The sequence below is a fragment of the Streptomyces sp. NPDC126499 genome (assembly GCF_040302485.1).
Lineage (GTDB): Bacteria > Actinomycetota > Actinomycetes > Streptomycetales > Streptomycetaceae > Streptomyces.
Genome location: NZ_JBEOUO010000001.1, coordinates 142,652 through 166,255, shown reverse-complemented (window position 1 = coordinate 166,255; position 23,604 = coordinate 142,652). Strand labels below are relative to the sequence as shown.

The following is a 23,604-nucleotide window of genomic DNA, read 5'->3' as shown; positions in this document are numbered from 1 at the left end:
CCGCTCCGCATCGCGCCCCAGCTCGTATCGCAGCCGAGCGGCTTCGTACGACTCGGCGGCCTCGGGATCGCGCAGGGCGTCCTCGCGTAGTTCGGCCCAGTTTCCGCGGCTGGTCATCGCTCACCCCTCGTCCGTTGTGTGCTCCTGCGCCACGCACCGTGTCCACGCACGCACCGTGCTCGCACGGTCTCGGCCGGTTCGGCTGTACGCAGCTAGCCCGCGAACCGCCCGAACCGCCCCCGGTGGAACAGCAGCGGCTCACCGTCCTCCACCGCGCCCAGGGCCTCCACGCGGCCCACCACGATCAGGTGGTCGCCGCCCGTGTGGACGGTGGTGATCGTGCAGTCGATCCAGGCGGGGGCGTCCGGGAGGCGGGGGGAGCCGGTGGACGGGGACGGGGTCCAGGGCACGCCCGCGAACTTGTCCGCGCCGCTCACCGCGAACGCACGGCACAGCGCGCCCTGCTCCGCGCCCAGGACGTTGACGCAGAACCGGCCCGCGCGGGCGATCCGGGGCCAGGTCGTCGACGTGCGGGACACCATGAAGACGACCAGCGGCGGATCGAGCGAGAGGGAGGCGAAGGACTGGCAGGCGAAGCCCGCCGGGCCGTCCTCGTCGAGGGCGGTGACGATCGTGACCCCGCTCGCGAAGTTCCCGAGCACGCGCCGGAACTCGCCCGGGTCGACCGCCCTCCGTTCGTCCTCCCGCACCGCCCGCAGCGCCGGCCGGCGCGGGTGGCGGGGGAGTGGGTCCACGGCCGTGGGCGCACCGGCCGACCTGAGGTAGCGGACGGCGGCGACGGCCATCCCAGCGTGTCCCATCACACCGCCCATTGAAACTGACGACCCATCAGATAGGAAGCCCCGCGCACGCGCGCGCCGCCGTCTCGGCGGCCCCCGGCTACGCGCGCGCCGGCCTCGCAGGCGCGCCGCGCCCTCACCGCCCCTCGAACTCCGCCGCCCGCCGCTCCACGAACGCCGCCACGCCCTCCCGCGCGTCCCGCGTCGTCATGCAGATCTCCTGCGCCGCCGCCTCCGCCGCGAACGCGGTCGCCCGGTCCGCGTCCAGGGAGGCGTTGACCAGCTGCTTGGTGAGCGCGAGGGCCCGGGTGGGGCCCTGGGCGAGGCGGTCGGCCCAGGCGCGGGCCGTCTTCTCCAGGTCCCCGGCCGGGACGACCCGGTTCACCAGGCCCATCACCCGCGCCTCGGCCGCCGGCAGCGCGTCGCCGAAGAACATCAGCTCCTTCGCCCGCTGCGGCCCCACCAGCCGCGGCAGCAGATACGCCCCGCCGCCGTCCGGCACGATCCCACGACGTACGAACACCTCCACGAACCGCGCCGACTCCGCCGCCAGCACCAGGTCGCACGCGAACGCCAGATGCGCCCCGATCCCGGCGGCCGTCCCGTTCACCGCCGCGATCACCGGCTTCTCGCAGTCCAGCACGGCCCCGACGAAGCGCTGCGCGCCCCGCCGGATCATCCGGGCCACGTCCCCCGCGACCCGGTCCTCCGCCGGGGCCGACGGCCCGCCGCGCAGGTCCGCCCCCGCGCAGAAGCCCCGCCCGGTGCCGGTCAGGACCACCGCCCGCACCCCCGGGTCGGCCGAGGCCCCCTCCAGCAGGGCGACGATCCGCTCCCGCTGCTCCCAGGTGACCGCGTTCATCGCCTCGGGGCGGTTGAGCGTGATCCACGAGACGCCGTTCTCCACGGCGTGCAGGACGTCCGGCACGACAACTCCTCGACTACCGGCACACCGCGAGCGCGTCCAGGGCCACCGCGCCCTGCCCCCGCGGCAGCACCATCAGCGGATTGACGTCCAGCTCGGCGAGCTCCCCGTCGAGTTCGAGCGCCATGCGCTGCACCCGCAGCACGACCTCCACCAGCGCGTCCACGTCCGCCGCCGGCGCCCCCCGCACCCCGTCGAGCAGCGCCCGCCCGCGCAGTTCGCCCAGCATGTCCCGGGCCTGTCGCTCCCCGAACGGCGGCACGCGCACGGCCGTGTCGTCCAGGACCTCCACCAGCACCCCGCCGAGCCCGACCGTGACCGTCGGTCCGAAGAGGGAGTCCTGGCTCACGCCCACCACCATCTCGACGCCCCGCCCCACCATCTGGCACACCAGGACGCCGTCCAGGTCGACCCCCTCGTAGCGGGCGATGTCCGTCAACTCCCGGTAGGCGTCCCGTATCTGGCTCGCGGACGTGAGCCCGACCTTCACGAGCCCCAGCTCCGTCTTGTGCGCGAGCCGGGCGCCCGACGCCTTCATCACCACCGGGTAGCCCACCAGGCCCGCCGCCCGTACGGCCGCCGCGGCGCTGGTCACGAGCTGCTCGCGCGGCACCCGTATCCCGTACGCCCGCAGCAGCTGCTTCGCCGCGTGCTCGCTCAGCCGCTCGCCGGGCCGGAGCAGGGCCCGGGCCTTGCGGAGGGACGGGGACGGGGTGCGCGGGGCCTCGTCGAAGGGGGAGCGGTAGCCGGTGGTGAAGCGGTGGTGGTCGAGCCAGGCCCTGACCGCGCCGATGCAGTTGCCGAAGGTGCGGAAGGTCGCGACCCGCGAGGAACCGAGCAGGGTCGTGCGGTACGCGTCCTCCGTGCCGACCGGCGAGCCCCACACCACGCAGACCAGCTTGTCCGTCCGCTCGGCCGCGTCCACCAGGTCCTGTGCCAGCTTGTCGCTCATCGGCGGGAACGGCCCGGTGATGGGGCAGATCAGCACGCCCACCTCCGGGTCGGCGAGGATCGCGTCGATGATCTTCCGCCCGCGCCAGTCGCCGACCGGGTGGCCGCCGTTGTCGACCGGGTTGGCCACGCTCAGGTACGGCGGGATCCACTGGTGCAGCTCGTCCTGCTTGGCGGCCGACAGCGTGGGCAGTTTCAGGCCCGCCGCGGTCGCCAGGTCGGAGAAGTGGGCGCCCGTGCCGCCGGAGATGGAGTAGACGACGACACCGTCGGCGACCGGCCTGCGGGCGCGGGCGAGCAGGGCCGCGGTGTCCTGGAGCTGGTCGAGCCCGTCGACCCGGATCACCCCGAACTGCCGCATGGCCGCGTCCACGACCCGGTCGGCGCCGGTGAGCTTGCCGGTGTGCGAGGCGGCCATCCGCGCCCCGGTCTCGGTGCGGCCCACCTTCACGGCGACGACCGGCACCCGGCGGCGGGCGGCCTGGTCGGCGGCGAGCAGGAAGGAACGGCCGTCCTTGAGGCCCTCCACGTAACAGGCGATGGCCCCGACCTCGGGCCGGTGCGCGAAGTACGAGATGAAGTCGGCGGTCTCCAGGTCGGCCTCGTTGCCGGTGGGCGCCCAGTGGGAGAGCCGGACGCCGAGCTCCTGCATCGTGAACACGGGCCGGCCCTGGTGCCCGGACTGGGTGATCAGCGCGACCGCCGGCCCCTCCAGGTCGTCCCGGAAGCGCTCGAAGGCGTTGAGGTTGGTGTTCGGGCCGAGCAGCCGCATCCCGGACCGCCCGACGGCCGCCGCGAGCCGTTCCTGGGCCCGCGCCCCCGCCTCCCCGGTCTCGGCGAAGCCGGAGGCGAAGGCGACCGCGAACCTCACCTTGGACTCGGCGAGCCGCTCGATGACCGGCAACGGGTCGGCCACGAGGAGCACGGCGAGGTCGACGGGCTCGCCGAGGGCCGCGAGGTCGTCGACGGAGGGCAGGCAGTCGATCCCGAAGACGCTCCCACGGGTCGGATGCACGGGCACCACCCGCGCGCCGACCCGCCCGGCCCAGTCGAGCAGCTGCCGGGTGATCCCGGTGCGGGGCCGGCCCTCGGTGTCGGAGGCGCCGACCACGGCCACCACCCGGGGGCGGAAGAACCGGTCGAGGTCGGGCACGGGTGCGTGCAGCGGCCGGCCGCTGACGTCGGTGTCGCCCTCGACGGCGGCGACGCCGTGCACGACGGTCCGGCCCGGCTGTTCGCCGCAGGCGTCCACGCGGGCCCGGAGGTCGGTCGTGAAGGTCCCGTGAGTCGATCCCAGCATCGTTCCGCACCGCCCATCCCGAAGACCGGAGCCGCCCGCCCCGGGCCGCCCGGCTTGAACTGACGAGTAGTCAGATTACCGAACTGACGGTCAGTCAGGAATAGGGCGGGCGGAGAGGGGCGTCCGGGGGAGCGCGACGGGAGGGGTCACGAGGTCACGGCGTCCGCCAGCACCTCCGCCGCCCGCGCCACCAGCACGTCGTCCGCCGCCGCGTCCTCGGCGGGCTTGGTGGTCATCACGGCCAGGACGACCGGCGGCCGGCCCGGCGGCCAGGCGATGCCCGCGTCGTTGTTGCCGCCGTAGCGGCCGCCGCCGGTCTTGTCGGCGAGCGTCCAGTCGGCCGGCAGTCCCTTCCGGAACCGCTCGCCGCTGGTCGTGTTGGCCAGCATCCAGCCGGTCAGCCGCTGCCGGTCGTCGGGCGCGAGGGCCCCGCCGAGGACCAGCCGGGCGTAGGAGCGGGCGATGGCGCGCGGGGTCGTCGTGTCCGTCTCGCGCCAGGGCTCGGCCGAGTTCAGCTCCGGCTCCCAGCGGTCGAGCCGGGTCACGTCGTCGCCGAGGGTGCGGGCGAAGCGGGTGATGGCCGTCGGGCCGCCCAGCTCGCGCAGCAGCAGGTTGGCGGCCGTGTTGTCGCTGTGGGTGATGGCGTACTCGCACAGCTCGGCCACCGTCATGCCGGTGTCCACGTGGTCCTTCGTGATCGGCGACCAGCCCGAGCGCGTCACGTACGCCTGCGTGTAGTGGATCCGCCGGGCGAGGAACGTGCCGTCGCGGTCCAGGTCCCGCAGGACCGCCGCCGAGCACAGGGTCTTGAACAGCGAGCACATGGGGAAGCGTTCGTCGGCGCGGTACGTCACGAGGCGACCGCTGCCGGTGTCGTACGCGTACGCGCCGAGGCGGGCGCCGTGCTCCTGCTCCAGGGCGCGCAACCGCTGCCGGGGGCGGCCGGGCGCGGCATGCGCCGGAGTCAGGGGCAGGGCGGCCGCGAGGGCCGCACCGGCGCCGGTGGCGAGGATCGTCCGACGGGTGGGACGCACGGTTCGGTGCCTTTCGTCGTTACGGGTGGGACGTGTGAGGTGACGTCCCCACCCGTACGACCGGTTGCACGGCGGCACCGTACGGCCCCCGGCACCGACGGGGCGCGCCTGGCGCTGGCGGGACACGCGCGGGACCCGCCCGGCATGCCCGGCGCCGACGGGACCGCCCCCGGTACGCGCGGGACCCGCCCGGCATGCTCGGCACCGACGGGGCGCGCCTGGCGCTGGCGGGACACGCGCGGGACCCGCCCGGCATGCCCGGCACCGGCGGGACCCGCCTGGCACGCGCGGGCGCGCGGCATGCCCGGCACCGACGGGACCCGACCCGCCCGGCCCGCGCGGGCCCGCCCGGCACCTACCGCCGCCGCCCCTTCGCGATCCGACGTGCGATCTTCTCCGCGTCCCTCGCCAGTTCCCGCAGCATCCCGCTGATCGGGTTGGTGAATCCGGTGAAGTACAGCCCCGGCGCCGTCCGCGGGCAGCGCGCCCCGCGCGCCACCGGTCTGCCGGCCGCGTCCAGGACGTCCAGGTGTCCGACGAGCGGTTCGAGGGCGCGGTCGTAGCCGGTGGCGGCGATGACCGCGTCCGGGGTGATCCGGCTGCCGTCCGCGAGGACGACCTCGCGGCCGTCCAGCGCCTCGACGGCCGCGACGACCTCCACCTTCCCGGACCGTACGGCGGCGACCAGCCCCACGTCCTGCACCGGCACCGCCCCCGCCCGGGTGCGGGTCGCGAGGCCCGTGTCCGGGCGGGGCAGCCCGTGGGCGGTCAGGTCCGGTGACGCGAACCGGACGAGGGCCCGGCCCAGCAGGTCGACCAGGGCCACCGGCAGCCGCCGGACCAGGATGCCGCTGCGCTGGGCGGGCCAGCCGAGCGTGGTGCGGCGCACGATGTGCGGGGCGGTCCGCACCGCGAGGCGCACCCGGGCGGCGCCGCCCTCCGCCAGGTCGGCGGCGATCTCGGCCCCGGTGTTGCCGACGCCCACGACCAGGACGTCCTTGCCCTCGTACGGCACGGGGTTGCGGTACTCCCGCGCGTGCGTGAGCTCGCCCTCGTACGTGCCGCGGCCGGGCCACGCCGGCAGCCGCGGGGTGTGGTTGTAGCCGGTGGCCACGACCACGGCGCTGCCGACCAGCCGCCGCCCGCCGGTCGCGTGCAGCACCCAGTCCGTGCCGTCCCGCTCGACGCGGAAGACCTCGACCCCGGTGACGATCTCCAGCTCGTGCTCCTCCGCGTACGCCTCCAGGTAGCGGACCACGTCCGCCCGCGCCACCCAACGCCCGTACGAGCGCGGGATCTTGAGCCCCGGGAGCGCGGAGAGGCGCCGGGTGGTGTGCAGGCGCAGCCGGTCGTAGTGGCCGCGCCAGGAGGCGCCGACGGCGTCGGACTTCTCCAGGACGACGGCCCGGACGCCGCGGGCGCGCAGGGTGGCGGCGACCGCGAGTCCGCCGGGGCCGCCGCCGATGACGTACACCGGGTGGACGGCCTGTGAGGGTGGTGCTTGGGGGGTGGTGACCATGGATTCTGAGCGTAATGACGTGTACACGCTGTGGGTCTCGGTCAAGAGGGGTTTCGGTTGCGAAACGGTCACGCGCGCCCGTCCCTCGCCACCCCTTGTGTCCGCACTGCTCCTGCGCTGAACTGACGTACCGTCAGATCGATGTCACGGGAGGCTCGCGCATGCAGACCGTCTGGCTCACCGGCGCCGAATGGCTCGCCGTCCTCCGCATCGGCCTCGGCCTGTGGTGGCTGGAGAGCTGGCGGCACAAGGACAGGAAGGGCTGGTTCGAGCGCGGCACCGGCATCGCCTGGGCCGCCGAGGTCGCCGCCGACCACAGGTGGCCCCTGGTGAGAAAGGGCTTCGACGCCGTCGTCGCCCCGCGCCCCAAGCTCATGGCCTACGTGGTCGTCCACGCCGAACTCGCCCTCGGCCTCGGCCTGATCACCGGCTTCCTCACCCCCGTCGCCCTGGCCGGCGGCCTGCTCCTCAACCTGCTCTACCTCACCCTGATGATCCACGACTGGGCCGAGCAGGGGCAGAACGCGATGATGGCGCTGATCTCCCTCGTCGCCCTCTTCGCCGTCTCCTGGCAGACCTGGTCCCTCGACCACGCGATCGGACTCTTCTGATGACGGCCACCCCGGCTCCCGGCCCCGCTCCGGCTTCCACCCCGGCTTCCGCCCGGGCTTCCGCCCCCATGCCCGCGCACCTCCCGGACATCGACGCCTTCACCCGCCCCTACTGGGACGCCGCCGCCGAAGGCCGCCTCCTCCTGCGCCACTGCGCCGACTGCGACCGGCCCCACCACTACCCGCGCGAGTTCTGCCCCCACTGCTGGAGCGAGGCCGTCACCTGGCGCCGGGCGAGCGGCCGCGCGGTGCTCTACACCTGGTCCGTCGTCCACCGCAACGACCTGCCGCCCTTCGACGGCCGCGTCCCTTACGTGGCGGCGGTCGTCGACCTCGCCGAGGGGCCGCGCATGATGACCGAGATCGTCGACTGCCCGGAGCGCGAGCTGCGCATCGGCATGGACGTCGAGGTCGCCTTCCGCCGCGAACGGCTCCCAGAGGGCGACCTCCACGTCCCGGTGTTCAGGCCCGCTCGCCAGTGACCCGCTCCACCGGGACCCACAACTGCGCCCCCGTCTCCGCGCCGATCTCCACCGGCTGGGTCTTCAGGAGCTCCGGACCCGGCCGGCTCGCGTACGGGTTCGAGGGGAACCACTGCGTGAAGACGTCCCGCCACAGCTCCTGGAGGGCGCTCGGGTAGGGCCCGCGGTTGTCGAAGACCGCCCAGGTCCCGGCCGGCACGTCGAGGACGTCGAGGGCGGTGCCGAGGTCCTCCGCCATCGCCCCCGGGCCGGTCGCCACACCGATCCAGTAGTCGACCTCGGCGCCCTCCTCACGACTGTCGGAGAGGTGTTCCACCGCCGTCAGGATTCCCTCCGGGTCCCGGTCGGACAGCGCCTTCATCCGGACGATCGCCTGCTCGCCCAGGTTCTCCACGTGCGCCGCGGCGGCCGCGTTCACCCCCTGGTGGACGAGCGGGATCCGGGCCTTCCTGCCGACGATCCGGAAGGCGTCCTTCTCGACGATCCGGTACCGCATGGTGCTGCTCCCTTCGACGACGACACGGAAGGACATCCGCGGCTGTGACGTGAGCACCGCTCCCGTACGCCGGACCTCGCCCGGCCCCACCCCGTGCACGGAACGGAACGCCCGGGCGAACGCCTCGCCCGACCCGTAGCCGTACCGCACCGCGATGTCGAGCAGCGTCCGCTCCCCGGCCAGCACCTCGGCCCCGGCCAGCGTCATGCGCCGGCGCCGTACGTACACGGAGAGCGGCATCCCGGCGAGCGCCGAGAACAGCCGCCGGAAGTGGTACTCCGACGTCATCGCGATCCGGGCCGCCTCGGCGACGTCCACCTCACGGTCGAGGTGGCGCTCCACATGCTCCAGGGCCCGGTTCAGCTCCTCCAGCACGCCTGTGTCCTTCCCTCTGGTGCCTTCACCGTAGGAACGACCACCCTCCCAGGACCCGACAAGCCGTGCCCGGAACGGTCGGGTGCGGAACGGCCGGGTGGGGGAGCACGGCGAGCGGCTTGCGGTTGACGCTGCGGAAACTCCTACGGTCTTCGTACGAGGCCGGACCGACCGGCCTCGGCGACGGGAGGACACCGCCATGGCCTGGTCGATCGCGGACGTGGCCCGGATGTCCGGGGTCACCACCCGGACCCTGCGGCACTACGACGAGATCGGACTGCTGCCGCCCGCCTGGACCGCGAGCAACGGACACCGCTACTACGAGGAGTCCCAGCTGCTGCGCCTCCAGCAGATCCTGCTGATGCGGGAGCTGGACGTGGGGCTGCGCGAGATCCGGGCCGTCCTGGACAGCCGGGTCGACCGCGTGGCGGTGCTCCGCGAGCACCACGCGCAGTTGCTCGCGGAGCAGGAACGGATCGGCACCCTGGCCGGGACGGTGGCCCGCACCATCGCCGAACTAGAGGAAAGCGAGGACGACGACACCATGACCAAGATCAACCGACCGGAGAACCTCTTCGAGGGCTTCCAGGCCGACCCCGAGATGGACGCCGCGATGGACGCCGAGGTCAGGGAACGCTGGCCGGAGGCGTACGAGGAGTCCCGGAAGGCCGTCGAGGCGATGACCCCGGAGGCCGGCGAGGCGTGGCAGCGCGAGGTCACCGCGCAGATGATCCGCTTCGCCGAGTTCATGGCCGCCGGCACCCCCGCCGACGACCCGGCGGTCCAGGCCGAGGTGGACGCCCACTACCAGGGTGTCTGCCGCTTCTGGACCCCGAACGCGGAGGCGTACCGGGGCCTGGGCGCCACGTACGCGGAGGACCCGAGGTTCCGCGAGAACTTCGACCGCATCGCCGAGGGCCTCGCCGAGTACCAGCGGGCGGCGATGGACGTGTACGCGGATGCGCGGCTGAGCTGACGGCTCAGGCCAGCGGCTGACGGCTGACGCCGACGGCCGGATCATGCGCTGTCGACGGGCTGCAGACCGTCGACGGCGTCACGCTGGGACGGGCCATTCCGATTTTGGATTCCGCTATCCAGAATCTGCTAGGGTGCTGCCCATGGGGAGACCGCGGACGTTCGACGAGAGCGCGGTGCTCGACGCCGTGGCTGGTGAGTTCCGGGTGTACGGGTTCGCCCACACCTCGACCGGGCAGCTCTGTGAGGCGGCCGGCGTCCGGCGCAGCAGCCTCTACAACGCCTTCACCTCCAAGGACGAGTTGTTCGTGCGCGCCTTGGAGCACTACATCGACACGATCCGCGGGCGGCAGACCGCAGTCCTCACCGAGGGCGGACTCCGCGGCGCGGACCGGCTGCGGGCGCTGGTCGACCTCGTCATCGCCGAGGAGCGGGCGGCTGCCTGTCAGGGGCACGCCGCCGGCTGCATGGTGGTGCAGAGCTTCATGAATCCCGACCTGCGGGAGCGGGACGAGCGCATCGCCCGCATTCTCGATCGTGACCTGCGCGAGCGGAGTTCGCTTCTGGCTGAGGCCATCCGTAGCGGTCAGGTCGACGGAAGCGTTCCTGAGGACATCGATCCAGATGACGGCGCACTGCTGGTCAGCACCGTCATCTCCGGGATCCGGGTCACCGCACAGGCCGGCGTCGATGCCGAGACCCTGCGGCGGATCGCACTCGCCGGACTCCGCGCCCTCTTGAGCTAGTCCCTCACTCCACGTCTCCTGTCCGAGGGCTTTCGCACGCTCTCGTTTTGGATTCTCCATCACAGAAAGCAGCCGATGTGACCACGTCAACAAGGCACACGTCGACCAGGGCGGTCCCGCTGGCCGTCTATGTCCTCGCTGCGGGCATCTTCGCGATGGTGACCAGCGAGTTCGCCGTCGCCGGACTCATGCCGCAGCTCGCCGAGGGCTTGGGCACGGGAATCGAGCAGATCGGCTACCTCGTCACGATCTTCGCCGTCGCGATGACGGTCGGCGGGCCGATCCTGACCCTGTCGCTGCTGCGGATCCCGCCGAAGAACGCGCTGCTGACGATCATCGTCGTCTTCCTCGTCGGCAACGTCATCGCGGCGCTGGCGACGTCCTACGCGGTCATGGTGGTCGCCCGGATCATCAGCGGCATCGCCTCGCAGGCGTTCTTCGGCATTGCGGTGTCAGTGAGCGCACGACTGGTGGACGAGCGGATGCGCGGCCGAGCGAACGGTGTCGCGATGAACGGCCTGATGCTCGGGACCCTGCTCGGACTGCCACTGGCGACGTTCGTCGGCGGACAGCTGGGGTGGCAGGCTGCCTTCTGGACCATCTCACTGCTCACCGTGATCGCTGCACTCCTCACCCTCGCCTTCGTCCAGAACCCCGCCGGATCCGACGTCCCTGAAGAAGCGCCACGCTTGATGCGGGATGATCTCGCGGTCTTGCGGAGGCCGCAGTTCCAGCTGGCACTCATCTCCAGCACGCTGATCATCGGGGCGACGTTCTCCGTGTTCAGCTTCTTCACGCCGATCCTCACCGAGATCACCGGCTTTCCCGAGAGCCTGGTTCCGCTGCTCCTGCTCGCCTACGGCGCCGCGACCCTGGTCGGCAACATGGTCGTCGCCCGTCTGGCCGATCGGCACACCATCTCGACCCTGCTGGCCGGCACCGGCCTCAACGTCATATTCCTGACCGGACTCGGACTCTTCACCGACGTCCCGCCGCCGGCCCTGGTGTTCATGCTCGGCATCGGCCTGGTCGGCGTGACGATGAACCCCGCAATGGCCGTTCGCGTGCAGCGAGCCGGCAGCACCACACCGCTGGTCAACACCATCCACGCATCGTTCATCACCCTCGGCGTCATCCTCGGCTCCGCGATCGGATCGGCCCTGATCCCGACCTACGGGCTCCGTGCCCCCATCGCCCTGGGCATCGCCCTGGCCGTCCTCGCGATCCTGGCGATCCTGCCCGCCCTTTCGAGCGCGTACCTGCGCGGCGGACACCGCGAGCAAGTCCGGGCCAGGGAGGGCGAGGTGGTCGAGGCGCGATGAACCCGCCCTACCCCACCAGCACCCTCGCCCCCTCCCGCGTCGGGTAGTCCGTGTAACCCGTCTCCCCGCCCGCGTACATCAGCCCCGCCTCCCGTACGGCATTCAGCGGCGCGCCCGTCCGCAGCCGTTCGACCAGGTCCGGGTTGGCCAGGAAGGAGCGGCCCAGGGAGATGAGGTCGGCGCCGGCGGCGAGGAGCCGTTCGCCGGCCTGGCGGCCGCCGTCGGCGGGGAGCGGGCCGCCCCATCCGAGGACGGGGTTCGCGATCAGCGTGCCCGGCCAGATCTTCCGGATCTCCCGGAACAGCGGCTGCCCCGGGTCCGCGAACACCACGTGCAGGTACGCCAGGCCCTCCTGCCCGGCGAGGGCGGTGACGAGTGCCCGGTGCAGCTCCTCCGTCTCGTCCCCCTCCTCGACGCCGTTGACCGCGACCCCGGGGGAGATCCGCACCCCGACCCGCTCGGGCCCGATCGCGTCCGCCACGGCCCGCACGACCTCCACCACGAAGCGGATCCGGTGCTCGACCGGGCCGCCGTACTCGTCGTCCCGCAGGTTGGTGTTCTTCGCCAGGAACTGGTGGAGCAGATAGCCGTTGGCGGCGTGCACCTCGACGCCCTCGAAGCCCGCCTCCACGGCCCGCCGCGCGGCGGCGGCGAAGTCGGCGACGGTGGACCGTATGTCGTCGAGGGTCATCTCCCGCGGGACGACGGACGGCCTCCGCCCGCCCGGCGTGTGGATCTCCTCGGGCAGCGCCACCGCTGACGGCGCCATCGGCACGTAGCCGCTGTTGTCCGGGTGGCCGACCCGCCCGCCGTGCTGGAGCTGCACGAACATCCGCCCGCCCGCCTCCCGTACGGCGTCGGTCACGGTCCGCCACCCGGCCACGTGCGCGGGGTCGTACAGCGCGGGAATGTTCGCGTAGGTCTGGCCGACGGCGTTCGGCGTCGTGGCCTCGGCGACGATCAGCCCGGCGGAGGCGCGCTGCGCGTAGTACGTCGCCATGAGCGGGCCGGGCGTCCCGTCGGCGTCCGCGCGGTTACGGGTCATCGGGGCCATCACCAGCCGGTTGGGCAGCGGCAGGGCGAGAGGGCCGAGGGTGGTGGGCTCGAAGAGGCGGGATTCGCCTGCGGTGTCGTTCGTCATGCCCGTACCGTAGAAGTTGACACGGATGTCAGATTCAAGCCGTCAGAGCGATTGCCGGCTATTCCCAGCGATTCCCAGCGCTTCCGAGTGATGAGGTGGACATGCGAATCGGCGAACTCGCCCGCCGCAGCGGCGTGAGCGAGCGTTCCCTGCGCTACTACGAACAGCAGGGCCTGCTCCGCTCCGAGCGCACCCCCGGCGGCCACCGGGAGTACGGCGAATGGGCGGTCGACCGGGTCATCCGCATCCAGTCGCTCTACGCGGCCGGTCTGAACAGCAAGAAGATCGGCCACGTCCTGCCCTGCATGAGGGACGTCGACGCCGGCCCGACCGAGCTCACCTCCGGGCAGCTCGTGGACGAACTCATCGAGGAACGCGCCCGCATCGACCGCCTGATCGCCGACCTCCTGCGCTCCCGCGAGGTCCTGGACGAGTTCATCGAGACGGCCTCGGCGGCGGTCAAGGCGTCCTGAGGCTCGCCAGGATCTCGGGCGCGGCCTCCGCCAGCGTGGCGAAGTGCCGGTGCGAGCCCTCGGCGGCCGTGGGCGTGTTGACGGTCCAGACCGTCATCCCGGCCGCCCGCCCGGACCGTACACCGGACGGCGCGTCCTCGATGACCAGGCAGTCTGCCGGGTCCGCGCCCAGCTTCTCGGCCGCCATCAGGTACGGCACGGGCGAGGGTTTGCCCTCGCTCACGCAGGCCGCGTCCACGATCAGGCCGGGCAGCGGCAGCCCGGTCCGCTCGAACCGCCCGCGCACGCGGTGCTCGTAGTTCGACGTCACCAGCGCCCACCGGTCGGCGGGCAGGGCGCCGAGCAGCTCGGCGGCGCCTTCGAAGGCGCTGTACGTGCCCGTCCGCACGTCCTCGTCCTCCAGCGCATGCAGGAGGGCGAGGCACGCCTCGGGGTCGGCGCCCGGCACGACGGCCGCGAACGTCTCCACCGGCCGCGTCCGCAGCGCGACGGTGTACACCTCGTCCCCGTCCAGTCCATGGCGGGCGGCCCAGGCGTGCCAGACGCGCCGCTGGTTCTCGCCTGCGTCCATCAGGGTGCCGTCGACGTCGAAGAGGATGAAGGTGCTGGTCATAGGGGGGAGATCGTAGACATGAAACGAACTCTTGCCTACGCCCTTTCCGCCGCCACCTGCGCCGTCGCCCTGGGCCTCGGCCTCCCCGGCGCCGCGACCGCCGTCCCCGTACCGGGGGAGAACCCGGCCGCCGCCGAGTGGGCCCCGAAGCCGCCCACCCGCCTGCACCTGACGGTCACCGACTCGGCCGGTGTCGCGAAGGACGTCTTCCTCGGCTGCCGCCCGAACGGCGGCAACCACCCGTCCCCGGACGCCGCGTGCGACGCCCTCCACGTCGCCGCCGGCGACTTCGGCAAGCTGAAGGGTGAGCTGCGGGCCTGCACGCAGCAGCAGGACCCGGTCACGGCGAAGGCGGAGGGCACGTTCAACGACGTCCCCGTCTCCTGGACGAAGACCTTCGGGAACGCGTGCGAGATGGAAGCCGCGACGGCCCCCGTCTTCGTCTTCTGACCGTTCCCGCTCGGTCAGACCCGCGCGTACGACACGAACGACGACCACACGGCGGGCGCCAGCGCGAGCTGGGGCCCGTCAGGGTTCTTGGAGTCGCGGACGTGCACGGTGGTGGGGTGGGCGGCGACCTCGACGCAGTTGCCGCCCTCGCCGCCGCTGTAGCTCGACTTGCGCCAGTGATAGGCGACTTCGATGCACTCGCCGCCTTCGCCGCCGCTGTAGCTGCTCTTGAACCAGGCCGAATCCGCGGTGCTCATAGCTCTCCCAGCATCTTCTCGATCAAGTCCAGGGACTCATGGGGCGTGAGTGCCTGCGCCCGGATGATCCCATAGCGCTCGGTGTACATGCGTACTTCTTCCGGGTCGGTGATCAGCCGGGCGTGACCGTAGCTCTCGATGTACGCAACTTCCCGCCGCCCCTTGGGCGTGAGAAGGGTGAAGGCGCCTTCCAAACCAGGGTGCTCCGTGCAGTCGAAGGGCAGGATCTGGAGGTGTACGGTCCGCCGTTGGGCGACCTCGATGATGCGTCGCAGCTGCTCTCGAAAAGCTTCCCGACCGCACAGCGGACGACGTAACACGCCCTCCTCGATGACGAAGCTGATCGTCGGCGCGGGCCACTTATCGAAGATCGCCTGGCGTGAGATCCGATCGGAGATGCGCTTCTCCAGCGTCTCCTCGTCGTACAGCGGACGCCGGTGGCGGAAGACAGCCTCCGCATAGGGTCGCGTCTGCAGGATCCCCGGCACGGCCTGCACTTCGTAGTAGTGCATCGCCACCGCCTTCGACTCCTCGTCGGCGAAGTCTCTGAACCAGTCCGGATGCCGCACCCGCGCCCGCGCCAGCGCCTCCCGTACGTCGTCCACCGCCGCGATCAGCACCCCGTCCGCCCGCAAGATCGGGTCCGCCCGGATCAGGAAGTCCGGCTGCGGGGTGCGGACCCCGCGCTCTACCGAGGAGACCAGGTCCTCGCTACAGTGCGTGGCGTCCGCCAGGTCCGCCTGGCTCAGGCCCGCGTTCTTGCGCAGGACCTTGATGATTTTCCCGAGCGCCCTGAACAGGTGCGCCGTACCGTCGACTTCGGACGGCCGTTCCGGCCGTTCCTCCTCGTTTCCCGACATCCGTACCGCCCTCTTGGCGTGCTCGTACCGCTACTCAGCGTCGTGGTGTCGCCCCTGGTCAGGGTACGGCCGGGGCTCCAGTCTCGGGGGCATGAAGACGGAAATGACCACCCCAACCGGTGAGCCCGCGAGCGAGTTCAAGGGCGTGTTCGCGCAACGGCTCTCATCCACGCGCCGGGGCGCTCGGCTCGCGCGCCTGCTGGCCGTGCAGCAGATGCGGGACTGGGGGCTGACGGACACGGACGTGGCGGAGCTGGTGGTGGCGGAGCTGGCCAACAACGCGGTCACGCACGGTCGTGTGCGGGGCCGTGACTTCGAGGTCCGGCTGATGCTGGCCGCCGAGGGCCACCTCCGTATCGAGGTCTCCGACGCCCGCGCCGAACGCGAGCCGGAGCCGAACCCGTATCCGGACGAGGGCGGCTACGGGCTCCCGCTGGTCGCCGCCCTTGCGACCGCCTGGGGCGTGAAGAGCCGGTCCGTCGGCAAGACGGTCTGGGCGACGGTGGCGGTCCCGTGAGCCGGGTTCGCGGTCCAGCCGATATGAAGGTGTGACGACGGCCCGGGGTCCGTCACCCACGCTCCAGACCGAGATGGGTGCGCGCCTCATCATGAGGGACGCGGACGGACTTTCCGGTGGCCTGGCGCTCGCGGTACAGGGCCAGGGCCAGGGCGTCTTCCAGGTCTGCGAGCTCCTGGGGGCTGATGAGCACCGCCGCCGGCCGGCCGTGGTCGGTGATCGTGACGCGTTCGCGGGCGTGGGATGCGCGGCGCACCAGCGCTCCGAATCTCGCCCGGGCTTCTGACATCGGCAGCGTCTCGCTCATGTAAGGAACGTACACTTTGCGCCTCTGCTCGGCCGGTCCGTTTACGGTTCCCGCTCACCCCCAGTGACGTTTCTTCAGGTGAAACGCCTCCGCCTGGAGGGTGAGGCCGCCCCCGTCACGCGCATTTCGCGCCCGCCTCCCTCAACCATCGTGCCGACGACGCGACGATTGAGGAGTCATGCAGTGACCAGTCACCCCCACACCTCCCACCCCCACCCCCACGCCCCCTACGGCACCGCCCTGCGCGACCGGATCGCCGCACCCGGCACGACACCCCTCGTCGGGGTGTACGACATGTACTCGGCGTCCGTCGCCGCCGGGCACTACGACGGGATGTTCGTGTCCGGGTTCGGTTTCGCGGCCTCGTACTACGGGCTGCCGGACATCGGCTTCATCGCGTGGCCGGACATGCTGGGCTTCGTGCAGCGGCTGCGCGGGGCGTTCCCCCGGCACGACCTGCTCGTCGACATCGACGACGGGTACGTGGACGCCGAGGTGGCCTGCCACGTCGTGGAGAGCCTGGAGCGGATCGGGGCGTCGGGGGTGATCCTGGAGGACCAGAAGCGGCCCCGGCGGTGCGGGCACGCGGACGGGAAGCAGGTGCTGCCCCTGGAGGAGTACCTGGCCAAGCTGGAGATGGTGCTGCGGACCCGGCGGGATCTGGTGGTCGTGGCCCGGACGGACGCGACGGAGGAGGACGACATCCTGCGGCGGGCGGAGTGCCTGGCCGCCACGGACGCCGACGCCGTCCTCGTGGACGGGGTACGGAGCGTGGAGTGGATCCGGCGGATCCGGAAGGTCGTGGACGGCAAGCCGCTGCTCTTCAACCAGATCGCCGGCGGCAAGTCGCCCCGGCTCTCGCTCTCCGAACTGTCCGAGCTCGGCGTGGACGTGGCGATCTACAGCACGCCCTGTCTCTTCGCCGCCCACGAGGCGATGGACGCGGCGCTGGCGGAGCTGAAGCGGGCCGACGGCCGGCTGCCGGCCGTCGATCCGGCGAGCGGGGTCGGCGTCGCCGCCTCGACGCGGCTCCTGGAGCGGAACCTCGCCCGGCACCGAGGGGCGCCCGATCGCGCGGAGGTGTGACCCCGCGCCACGCCCGCTTCCTCAGCGGTGCCCGACGATCCCGGGTAGGTGTGGCCCCGCGCCACGCCCCCGTCCTCAGCGGCGCTCGACGACCCCGGGTGTGCGGCCCCGCGCCACGCCCCCGTCCTCAGCGGCGCTCGACGACTCCGCGTACGTACGCCGCCTGGCCCGCGTGCTGGTTGTCCTCGGCGATCACGCTGATCAGCCGGACGCCCAGGGTGACGTGCGGGGTCCAGCGGGTGTCGACGATCCGGTCCAGGTCGTCGTCGCTCAGGGAGCCGACGTGGTCGAGGGTGCGGGCGTGGACGGCGTCGTAGTAGCCGAGGAGCAGGTCGGCGGGCGCGCGGACGGCGGCGACCTCCTCGCTGCCGTGGCCGAAGCCGGTGGCGTCCTCGGGGAAGGGCAGGCCGAAGCGGCCGGACCAGTCGTCGGCCGTCCACACCTGCTCGGTGCCGAACGCGTCGGCGATGTGGTCGTCCTGGATCCGGGTGAGGTGCCAGACGAGCCACGCGATCGAGTTGGCGTCGGGATCGATCCGCACGGCCAGGTCGTCCTCCGACAGGCCCTCGACGGCCTCGTGGACGGCCTCCTGGACCCGGCCGAAGGCATCAAGGAGAAGCTCGGCGCTCTTCATGGGGCCCACCGTACGACGGAGACCGGCGGCCCGCCTCCCTCACACGCGCCCGCCGCTCCCTCAGGCCCGGTGGTAGTGGTAGCCCTCGCCGTGGGAGGGGCCCACGTCGTGGAGGATGCCGCTGGGGACGGCGAGCTTGAACGCGGACGCGTCACCGTTCACGCAGGAGGGGTACCCGGCGGACTTGGACCGGTCGACGGTGGTGGTGCCCAGGTTGATGCGTTTGCCGCCGTCGGTGACGGAGACCAGCTTGGCCACGTACTCGCAGTGGGCCTGGTTGACGTTGGTGATCATCCGGGCGGCGATCTGGCCGGGGGCCACCCGGTAGATGTAGACCGTCTCGGGCCGGTTGATGTTGTAGTCCGCCGTGTACGTCCAGGTGCCGACGAAGGCCGACGGGACCCGGTTGTCGCTGGTGGCGGGCGGCTTCGGGGCGCTGGTGGCGGGGGGACGGGTGGTGGTGCCGCCGGAGGACGAGCCGCCCGAGACCGAGCCGCCGGACGTGGTGGTGGAGCCGCCGCCCGAGGCCGTACCGCCACCGCTGGCGGGCAGGCCGCCGCCGGATCCGCCGGAGGCGCCGGATGCGCCGCCGACCGCGCCGCCGCCCGGGCCGCCGGGCGGCGGCGCGGCCGTCGTCGGAGCCTGGCCGGGGCCCTTGGTGGGCGTGCCGGACGGGGGAGCGGAAGAGGGGCCGGTGCCGGTGGTGGGTGGCGCGGTGCTCGCGGAGGCGCCGGGGGAGGCCTGGAGGTCGCGCTCGCGGGCGCCGTCGTCGATGAGCTTGACGACGGTGCCGCTGACGCCGAGGACGACGAAGACGGCGGCGACGACCGCCCAGACACGGGAGGCGCGGCGCGGCTCGCGGCGGCCGGTGCCGGCGGTGGCGGGGGTGGCGCCGGGGGTCTCGGCCGCCGGCTTGCCGTCCTTGGGGAGCAGCCCGAGCGTGCCGGTGCCGGACGGGTCGGCGGCGCCGGCAGCGGCCCCGGCGGCCTTGTCGTCCCTGTCGGCCTTGCCGTCCCGGTCCGCCCGGCCGCCCCGGTCAGCCCTGCCGTCAGTGCCGTCCGTGTCGGCCCTGCCGTCCCGGTCAGCCCGGTCGGACCTGTCGTCCTTGGCGTCTCCGCCCGCCCCGCCGTCCCGGTCGGCCTGTCCCGCCGCCTTCTCGGCGGCTCCCCGCTCCAGCTCCTCGGACAGGGCCTCGGCGTCGAGCAGCCGGGCCGCCTGGCGGGCGAGCCGGGCCACCAGCTCGGGCGGCAGCCAGGCGCCGGCGGCCGCGGGGCGGCCGGTCTCCTCGCCGGGCAGGGCGGGGTCGGCGAGCAGGGCCGCGATGGCGGGCCGCTCCTCGGGGTCCTTGACGAGGCAGCGGGCGACGAAGCCGCGCAGTTCCTCGGACTCGATCCGGTCGAGGTCGGGCTCGGCCTCGACGATCTGGAACATGATGGCGTGCTGGTTGCTGGCGCCGTGGCCGAAGGGCAGCCGGCCGGTCGCCGCGTACATCAGGACGCAACCGAGCACGAAGACGTCGGCGGCGGGTCCGAGGGCCTCGCCGCGCACCTGCTCGGGGGCCATGAAGCCGGGCGAGCCGACCACCATGCCGGTGCTGGTCAGCAGTGACTCGACCGAGGGCTCCAGGGCCCGCGCGATGCCGAAGTCGATCACCCGGGGGCCCTCGACGGTGAGCATCACGTTGGACGGCTTGAGGTCCCGGTGCAGGATCCCGGCGCCGTGGATGCCCTGGAGGGCGCGGAGCAGGCCGAGCGCGAGGGCGAGGATGGAGTCGGCGGGCAGCGGGCCGTGTTCCCGTACGACCTGCTCCAGGGACGGCCCCGGCACGAAACCGGTGGCGACCCAGGGCCGGTCCGCGTCGGGGTCGGCGTCCAGGACGGGGGCGGTGTAGTGCTCGCCGACCTTCCGCACGGAGTCGATCTCCCGGCGGAAACGGGCCCGGAACCGCGGATCCTGCGCGTGCTCCTCGTGCACGACCTTCACGGCCACCGTGCGCCCGCCCTCGGAGCGCCCCAGGAACACCCGCCCCATCCCGCCGGACCCGAGCCGCCCGAGCAACCGGTAGGGCCCGATCCGGCGCGGGTCACCGGGCTTGAGCGGCTCCATCCCGCTGCCCCCGCCGTCCCTCTTCTTCCCTGTGCCGTCCCCGCCGCTCATGCCGGTGGTCCCCCTGGTCGTTCCTGGTCCGTGGTCGGTCGAACGCGCACAGCGTAGATGAGTACGCGTCAAGTGGACGCGGCGAGCAGGGACTTGGGTTCCTCCTGCACGTACTCCTCCGCGCGCCTCCCTTACAGGAACCAGCCCTCCACGTCCGCGATCAGGTGCACGTCGCCGGAGTGGTTGGAGAACGTCACCTTGCCGTCCACGACCGGGACGACGACCAGGTTCGGCACGGTCTGCCCGGCCCGGAAGTTCAGGCTGGACGTGGTCCCGCGCGGGGTGCCCGCCGGGTGGACCGTGACGTAACCGGCGGTCGTCGGCTGGGTCGCCGTGACGTTGAGGACGACGGCCCTGACCTTCTCCGGGATCACGCCGGAGCCCCCGACCTGGAGCGTCACGGACTGCCCCGGACCCACCGCGCCCTTGCGGACGCCGAAGCCGAGGCGGGTGTCCATGAGACGGCGGGGCTCGCTTCCGGTGAAGGCGGCCCCTTCGCCGCCGGTGTAGTAGCCGACGACGTCACCGAGCAGGTCGACCGAGCCCCAGCCGTTGGTGAAGGCGACCTTGCCGTTGACGACGGGCACGACGACCGCCCCGGCGACCGTCCGGCCCGCCGGTACGTTCAGGCTGGACGTGCCCGGGCGCGGGGTGCCGTCCGGGTAGGCGGTGACGTAGGTCGACCTGGTCGCGTTGGTGGCGGTCACGTTCATGACGACGGCCGTGACCCCGCTCGCCGGCACGCCCTTGACCCCGGTGACCTGGAGCCGGGCGGTGCCGCCCTGGCCGATCTTGGCGCGGGGCACGCCCATGCCGCTGCGGGTGTCCATGAAGCGGGTGGGGGTGAGCGGCTGGAAGGCGGAACCGCCGGTGCCGGGGGTGTAGTAGCCGGACACGTCGGCGACGAGGTCCGTGCTGCCGCTGGTGTTGGCGAAGAACTCCACCTTGCCGTCCACGACGGGCACGGTCACCAGGTTGGAAGCCGTCTGCCCGGCGGTGAAGTTGACCTGCGAGGTTCCGTTGGACGAGTGGTAAGGGCCGGCCGTGCCGGGCAGCACGGTGATGTGGCCGGGCTTGGTGGTGTTGGTCGCCGTCACGTTCAGGACGACGCTGCCGACTCCGGTGGCCGGCACCCCGCCGACGCCCGCCACCTTCAGCTGGAACCGCTGCCACGGGACGAGCTTCGCCTTCCGGATACCGACGCCGGCCCGGGTGTCGAGGATGCGCTTGGGGGCGAGGGGCTGGTAGGAGGAGGGGCTGGTGGTCAGGACGGTGCCGTACGCCTGGATGGTGCCGCCGGCGCGCAGGGCGGTCGTGGTGCCGCCCGGCTCGTGGGCCTCCAGGTCGTAGCGGTAGGAGCCCTCCAGGACGCCGTTGCCGGCGTCGTCCTTCCCGTCCCAGACGGCGCGGATGGAGGCGCCCTCGCCGCCCTCGCCGCTGAGGGTGCGGACGACGTTTCCTCCGGCGGTCCTGATGGTGACCTTCCAGGCGCCCGCCGGGCGGGACAGCCGCCACAGGTGCGTCCAGGTCGGGTCGGACGCGTACTTGCCCATCTCGAAGGCGTGCAGCACGGTGAGGGCCTGCGGGGCGATCGGCACCCGCTTCACGTGGATGTTCTTCTGCGCGTCGACGAACGCGACGCCGCCGCCGAACTTGTCCACGGCCCAGTCGACCCGGCGGCCGGACCCGGCCGCGGTCCTGACCGGGATGTCGGCGAACTCGGAGGTCCGGCCGGTGGCCGCGTCGGTGAGCAGCAGCTTGCCGGCCGCGTTGTCCCGCCGCACGACGTAGCCGTCCCCGAGCAGCGCCTCGCCCGCCGGGACGGCGACGCTCTTCTTCCCCTGCTGGTCGTACACGCCGGCCTTGGCGCCGCCCGCGCAGGCCCAGTACAGCCAGCGGCCCAGTGCCTGGAGTTCGGCGGGCACGCAGCCGGAGCCGAGATCGATGTCGGGGGTCGTCGCCTTGGTCACCAGGTCGTACGCGTTGACCTTGCCGGTCACGGTGGCCGGCTTCCACAGCTTGGTGCCCCACAGGGCTGCGGCGCCCTGCGGACGCTTGAGCAGGATCTGCGAGCCCTGGGTGTCGCCGAAGTCGCCGACGTACTGCGTCGAGCCGTCGGTGGAGAGGGTGTAGCGGCCTCCGGCGTCGAGGAGGGTGGCGTCGGCCGACAGGTACAGGCTCCGGCCGGAGTTCTCGGTGATGGGCGTCTGGACCGAGCTGCTCCAGGCGACGGCGCTCTCTCCGTCGCCGAGCGAGAGCGGCCCCTTCGGCGCGGGCATGTTGTCCGTGGGGTACCAGTCGCGTCGTCTCGCCTCGGTGGGCGTTCGGGTGTCGACCTCGTAGAGGGTCTGTCCCGGGTTGGTGTCGCTCAGGTAGTGCACCCGACCGCCGCCCACGGCGATCCCGCGGTACGTGGCCGGCATCTGCGGAACCTTCCGTACGGTGGTGAGCTGCGGCGCCCCGTCCTCACCCAGGGTGACCCGGTGCACGGCCCAGTCCTGCGCGCTGCTGCCACCGACGACCAGGACGCTGCCGTCGGGCGTGACGGTGAGCTTGTCGGCCCCGTGGGGGAGCAGCTCGCGCGCGGTGCCGCCGCCGAGCGGCACGGCGTACAGCTTCCCGCCCGCGCTGTACTTCCCCCAGAACGGATCGAGGTCGTGGCGCACCAGGATCCAGTCGCCGAGCACGGTCGACGTCGACCAGGCGGCCTCGTTCACGCCCTTCGCGGGCAGCGGCGTCACCACCGGCGTGGCCGAGGGGTTGTCACGGGGCACGGTCAGGACGGCGTCGTTGGACTGTTCCACGAGCAGGCGGTCGTGCCCGAGGCTCCGGTCGGCGAAGAGGGAGACCGTCGTCGTGGGCGTCAACGTCGCCGTCGCGTAGTCGAGGAGGTACGAGGTGTACGGGCCCTCCGCGACCTTCTGTGTCGTCAGCAGCGCACCGCGCATGTCCTGTTCCAGGACGTACAGCTTGGCGACCGGCTCGCGCAGGCCGGTGATCACCTGCTCGGTCACCTCACCGCCGGTCTTCCGCAGCAGCCGCAGTCCGTCGTATGCGCCGTCGGCCGTCTTGGTGGCGCTGACCAGGCCGTCCGCCGTGAAGGCGCGCGTCCAGTTCTGGCCTGCGGGAACCTCCAGCGTGGCGGTGGCCAGGCCGGTCGCGAGGTCCGTGACGGTGAACTGTCGTGTGTCGCGGTTGTAGTACGCGAAGTGGCCCGAGTGCCGGGCGGTGTCGGCGGTGAGGTACTTCGGCGGCAGCGGCGAGTCCGTGCCGGTCGCCAGGTCCCTCCAGCGCAGGGAGCTGCCCTCCTGCGTGTGGACGTATCCGGTCGTCCCGGCGTGATCGATCTTCTCGCCACGCGGCATGAACCGCCCCGGATCCGGGATCACCACCTCGTCCGCCACCACCTCGTCCGCCGCCGGCGCGGGCGCCGGGTCCTCGGCGGCGGCGGGAAGGGTCAGGGTGCCGGTCAGGCCGCTGGTGGCGGCCAGGACGACGGCGGTGGCGAGCGCGGTGCGCGGGAAGGCACGGCGGCGAGCTGGGCGAAGCATCTGGGAATCCCCTCCTGGACAC

The 23,604-nt window shown here is 72.6% G+C and carries 23 protein-coding genes; 9 read left to right on the top strand and 14 right to left on the bottom strand.

Annotated elements, in window-relative coordinates:
• Positions 1 to 212: 212 nt before the first annotated feature.
• The 5 genes from ABTZ91_RS00880 to ABTZ91_RS00860 form a co-directional block, all read right to left on the bottom strand.
• Positions 213 to 833 (bottom strand): flavin reductase family protein, encoded by a 621-nt coding sequence (locus ABTZ91_RS00880; protein WP_352074942.1) that lies wholly within the window; start codon positions 831 to 833, stop codon positions 213 to 215.
• Positions 834 to 936: 103 nt separating this feature from the next.
• Positions 937 to 1,662 carry an enoyl-CoA hydratase-related protein gene (locus ABTZ91_RS00875; RefSeq protein WP_352075268.1) on the bottom strand — a complete coding sequence of 242 codons (726 nt, stop codon included), beginning with the start codon at positions 1,660 to 1,662 and terminating at the stop codon, positions 937 to 939.
• Positions 1,663 to 1,741: 79 nt separating this feature from the next.
• Positions 1,742 to 3,976, bottom strand: coding sequence for an acetate--CoA ligase family protein (locus ABTZ91_RS00870; protein WP_352074941.1), 2,235 nt, complete (start codon positions 3,974 to 3,976; stop codon positions 1,742 to 1,744).
• 146 nt (positions 3,977 to 4,122) lie between these two features.
• Complete coding sequence (gene bla / locus ABTZ91_RS00865) at positions 4,123 to 5,010, bottom strand: class A beta-lactamase (protein WP_352074940.1); 888 nt, start codon at positions 5,008 to 5,010, stop codon at positions 4,123 to 4,125.
• A gap of 355 nt (positions 5,011 to 5,365) precedes the next feature.
• A complete protein-coding gene (locus tag ABTZ91_RS00860; protein ID WP_352074939.1) occupies positions 5,366 to 6,529 on the bottom strand; it encodes an NAD(P)/FAD-dependent oxidoreductase in 1,164 nt (387 codons plus the stop codon).
• Positions 6,530 to 6,690: 161 nt separating this feature from the next.
• Here ABTZ91_RS00860 and ABTZ91_RS00855 point away from each other — a divergent pair, with 161 nt between their 5' ends.
• The gene (locus tag ABTZ91_RS00855) at positions 6,691 to 7,140 is read left to right on the top strand and encodes a DoxX family protein (protein WP_352074938.1); all 450 of its coding nucleotides are present in this window, start codon (positions 6,691 to 6,693) and stop codon (positions 7,138 to 7,140) included.
• Positions 7,141 to 7,208: 68 nt separating this feature from the next.
• Complete coding sequence (locus ABTZ91_RS00850; protein WP_352074937.1) at positions 7,209 to 7,622, top strand: Zn-ribbon domain-containing OB-fold protein; 414 nt, start codon at positions 7,209 to 7,211, stop codon at positions 7,620 to 7,622.
• Here ABTZ91_RS00850 and ABTZ91_RS00845 read toward each other — a convergent pair.
• Positions 7,603 to 8,493 (bottom strand): AraC family transcriptional regulator, encoded by an 891-nt coding sequence (locus ABTZ91_RS00845; RefSeq protein WP_352074936.1) that lies wholly within the window; start codon positions 8,491 to 8,493, stop codon positions 7,603 to 7,605. The two genes, ABTZ91_RS00850 and ABTZ91_RS00845, sit on opposite strands and share 20 nt — an antisense overlap.
• 199 nt (positions 8,494 to 8,692) lie before the next feature.
• Between ABTZ91_RS00845 and ABTZ91_RS00840 the strand changes: the two genes are divergently transcribed.
• From ABTZ91_RS00840 to ABTZ91_RS00830, 3 genes are all read left to right on the top strand, one after another.
• Entirely contained in the window at positions 8,693 to 9,469 is a 777-nt protein-coding gene (locus tag ABTZ91_RS00840; protein WP_352074935.1) for a MerR family transcriptional regulator, read from the top strand.
• Between the two features lie 142 nt (positions 9,470 to 9,611).
• Positions 9,612 to 10,214 carry a TetR/AcrR family transcriptional regulator gene (locus tag ABTZ91_RS00835; protein ID WP_352074934.1) on the top strand — a complete coding sequence of 201 codons (603 nt, stop codon included), beginning with the start codon at positions 9,612 to 9,614 and terminating at the stop codon, positions 10,212 to 10,214.
• A gap of 77 nt (positions 10,215 to 10,291) precedes the next feature.
• Complete coding sequence (locus ABTZ91_RS00830) at positions 10,292 to 11,536, top strand: MFS transporter (RefSeq protein ID WP_352074933.1); 1,245 nt, start codon at positions 10,292 to 10,294, stop codon at positions 11,534 to 11,536.
• 7 nt (positions 11,537 to 11,543) lie between these two features.
• Here ABTZ91_RS00830 and ABTZ91_RS00825 read toward each other — a convergent pair whose 3' ends face one another.
• A complete protein-coding gene (locus ABTZ91_RS00825; protein WP_352074932.1) occupies positions 11,544 to 12,677 on the bottom strand; it encodes an alkene reductase in 1,134 nt (377 codons plus the stop codon).
• A gap of 101 nt (positions 12,678 to 12,778) precedes the next feature.
• On the opposite strand from ABTZ91_RS00825, the gene ABTZ91_RS00820 reads away from it, so the two are divergent.
• Positions 12,779 to 13,150, top strand: coding sequence for a MerR family transcriptional regulator (locus ABTZ91_RS00820; protein WP_352074931.1), 372 nt, complete (start codon positions 12,779 to 12,781; stop codon positions 13,148 to 13,150).
• Here ABTZ91_RS00820 and ABTZ91_RS00815 read toward each other — a convergent pair.
• Complete coding sequence (locus ABTZ91_RS00815) at positions 13,137 to 13,763, bottom strand: HAD-IA family hydrolase (RefSeq protein ID WP_352074930.1); 627 nt, start codon at positions 13,761 to 13,763, stop codon at positions 13,137 to 13,139. The genes ABTZ91_RS00820 and ABTZ91_RS00815 overlap by 14 nt on opposite strands.
• 18 nt (positions 13,764 to 13,781) lie before the next feature.
• On the opposite strand from ABTZ91_RS00815, the gene ABTZ91_RS00810 reads away from it, so the two are divergent.
• Positions 13,782 to 14,213: an SSI family serine proteinase inhibitor gene (locus ABTZ91_RS00810; RefSeq protein WP_352074929.1), complete on the top strand. Its 432-nt coding sequence runs from the start codon at positions 13,782 to 13,784 to the stop codon at positions 14,211 to 14,213.
• A gap of 14 nt (positions 14,214 to 14,227) precedes the next feature.
• Here the strand turns inward: ABTZ91_RS00810 and ABTZ91_RS00805 are convergent, their stop codons facing one another.
• Together ABTZ91_RS00805 and ABTZ91_RS00800 are read right to left on the bottom strand one after the other, a co-directional pair.
• A complete protein-coding gene (locus tag ABTZ91_RS00805; protein ID WP_352074928.1) occupies positions 14,228 to 14,470 on the bottom strand; it encodes a DUF397 domain-containing protein in 243 nt (80 codons plus the stop codon).
• Positions 14,467 to 15,330, bottom strand: a complete 864-nt coding sequence (locus ABTZ91_RS00800; protein WP_352074927.1) for a helix-turn-helix transcriptional regulator — start codon at positions 15,328 to 15,330, stop codon at positions 14,467 to 14,469. Before ABTZ91_RS00800 ends, ABTZ91_RS00805 begins: the two co-directional genes overlap by 4 nt.
• A gap of 91 nt (positions 15,331 to 15,421) precedes the next feature.
• Between ABTZ91_RS00800 and ABTZ91_RS00795 the strand changes: the two genes are divergently transcribed.
• The gene (locus tag ABTZ91_RS00795) at positions 15,422 to 15,847 is read left to right on the top strand and encodes an ATP-binding protein (protein WP_407077873.1); all 426 of its coding nucleotides are present in this window, start codon (positions 15,422 to 15,424) and stop codon (positions 15,845 to 15,847) included.
• 52 nt (positions 15,848 to 15,899) lie between these two features.
• Here ABTZ91_RS00795 and ABTZ91_RS00790 read toward each other — a convergent pair whose 3' ends face one another.
• Positions 15,900 to 16,154: a type II toxin-antitoxin system Phd/YefM family antitoxin gene (locus tag ABTZ91_RS00790; RefSeq protein WP_352074925.1), complete on the bottom strand. Its 255-nt coding sequence runs from the start codon at positions 16,152 to 16,154 to the stop codon at positions 15,900 to 15,902.
• Between the two features lie 183 nt (positions 16,155 to 16,337).
• On the opposite strand from ABTZ91_RS00790, the gene ABTZ91_RS00785 reads away from it, so the two are divergent.
• The gene (locus tag ABTZ91_RS00785; RefSeq protein ID WP_352074924.1) at positions 16,338 to 17,240 is read left to right on the top strand and encodes an isocitrate lyase/PEP mutase family protein; all 903 of its coding nucleotides are present in this window, start codon (positions 16,338 to 16,340) and stop codon (positions 17,238 to 17,240) included.
• A gap of 127 nt (positions 17,241 to 17,367) precedes the next feature.
• On the opposite strand, the gene ABTZ91_RS00780 is transcribed toward ABTZ91_RS00785, so the two are convergent.
• The 3 genes from ABTZ91_RS00780 to ABTZ91_RS00770 form a co-directional block, all read right to left on the bottom strand.
• A complete protein-coding gene (locus ABTZ91_RS00780; protein ID WP_352074923.1) occupies positions 17,368 to 17,874 on the bottom strand; it encodes a mycothiol transferase in 507 nt (168 codons plus the stop codon).
• Between the two features lie 60 nt (positions 17,875 to 17,934).
• The gene (locus tag ABTZ91_RS00775; RefSeq protein ID WP_352074922.1) at positions 17,935 to 20,031 is read right to left on the bottom strand and encodes a serine/threonine-protein kinase; all 2,097 of its coding nucleotides are present in this window, start codon (positions 20,029 to 20,031) and stop codon (positions 17,935 to 17,937) included.
• A gap of 131 nt (positions 20,032 to 20,162) precedes the next feature.
• The gene (locus ABTZ91_RS00770) at positions 20,163 to 23,582 is read right to left on the bottom strand and encodes a FlgD immunoglobulin-like domain containing protein (RefSeq protein WP_352074921.1); all 3,420 of its coding nucleotides are present in this window, start codon (positions 23,580 to 23,582) and stop codon (positions 20,163 to 20,165) included.
• Between the last annotated feature and the right edge of the window lie 22 nt (positions 23,583 to 23,604).

Coding starts and splice junctions, on each gene's coding strand:
- ABTZ91_RS00825 (WP_352074932.1), bottom strand. CDS start 12,677: ATGACGAACGACACCGCAGGCGAATCCCGCCTCTTCGAGCCCACCACC.
- ABTZ91_RS00840 (WP_352074935.1), top strand. CDS start 8,693: ATGGCCTGGTCGATCGCGGACGTGGCCCGGATGTCCGGGGTCACCACC.
- ABTZ91_RS00790 (WP_352074925.1), bottom strand. CDS start 16,154: ATGAGCGAGACGCTGCCGATGTCAGAAGCCCGGGCGAGATTCGGAGCG.
- ABTZ91_RS00820 (WP_352074931.1), top strand. CDS start 12,779: ATGCGAATCGGCGAACTCGCCCGCCGCAGCGGCGTGAGCGAGCGTTCC.
- ABTZ91_RS00805 (WP_352074928.1), bottom strand. CDS start 14,470: ATGAGCACCGCGGATTCGGCCTGGTTCAAGAGCAGCTACAGCGGCGGC.
- ABTZ91_RS00780 (WP_352074923.1), bottom strand. CDS start 17,874: ATGAAGAGCGCCGAGCTTCTCCTTGATGCCTTCGGCCGGGTCCAGGAG.
- ABTZ91_RS00800 (WP_352074927.1), bottom strand. CDS start 15,330: ATGTCGGGAAACGAGGAGGAACGGCCGGAACGGCCGTCCGAAGTCGAC.
- ABTZ91_RS00815 (WP_352074930.1), bottom strand. CDS start 13,763: ATGACCAGCACCTTCATCCTCTTCGACGTCGACGGCACCCTGATGGAC.
- ABTZ91_RS00850 (WP_352074937.1), top strand. CDS start 7,209: ATGCCCGCGCACCTCCCGGACATCGACGCCTTCACCCGCCCCTACTGG.
- ABTZ91_RS00860 (WP_352074939.1), bottom strand. CDS start 6,529: ATGGTCACCACCCCCCAAGCACCACCCTCACAGGCCGTCCACCCGGTG.
- ABTZ91_RS00770 (WP_352074921.1), bottom strand. CDS start 23,582: ATGCTTCGCCCAGCTCGCCGCCGTGCCTTCCCGCGCACCGCGCTCGCC.
- ABTZ91_RS00810 (WP_352074929.1), top strand. CDS start 13,782: ATGAAACGAACTCTTGCCTACGCCCTTTCCGCCGCCACCTGCGCCGTC.
- ABTZ91_RS00870 (WP_352074941.1), bottom strand. CDS start 3,976: ATGCTGGGATCGACTCACGGGACCTTCACGACCGACCTCCGGGCCCGC.
- ABTZ91_RS00775 (WP_352074922.1), bottom strand. CDS start 20,031: ATGAGCGGCGGGGACGGCACAGGGAAGAAGAGGGACGGCGGGGGCAGC.
- ABTZ91_RS00835 (WP_352074934.1), top strand. CDS start 9,612: ATGGGGAGACCGCGGACGTTCGACGAGAGCGCGGTGCTCGACGCCGTG.
- ABTZ91_RS00795 (WP_407077873.1), top strand. CDS start 15,422: ATGAAGACGGAAATGACCACCCCAACCGGTGAGCCCGCGAGCGAGTTC.
- ABTZ91_RS00880 (WP_352074942.1), bottom strand. CDS start 833: ATGGGCGGTGTGATGGGACACGCTGGGATGGCCGTCGCCGCCGTCCGC.
- ABTZ91_RS00855 (WP_352074938.1), top strand. CDS start 6,691: ATGCAGACCGTCTGGCTCACCGGCGCCGAATGGCTCGCCGTCCTCCGC.
- ABTZ91_RS00875 (WP_352075268.1), bottom strand. CDS start 1,662: ATGAACGCGGTCACCTGGGAGCAGCGGGAGCGGATCGTCGCCCTGCTG.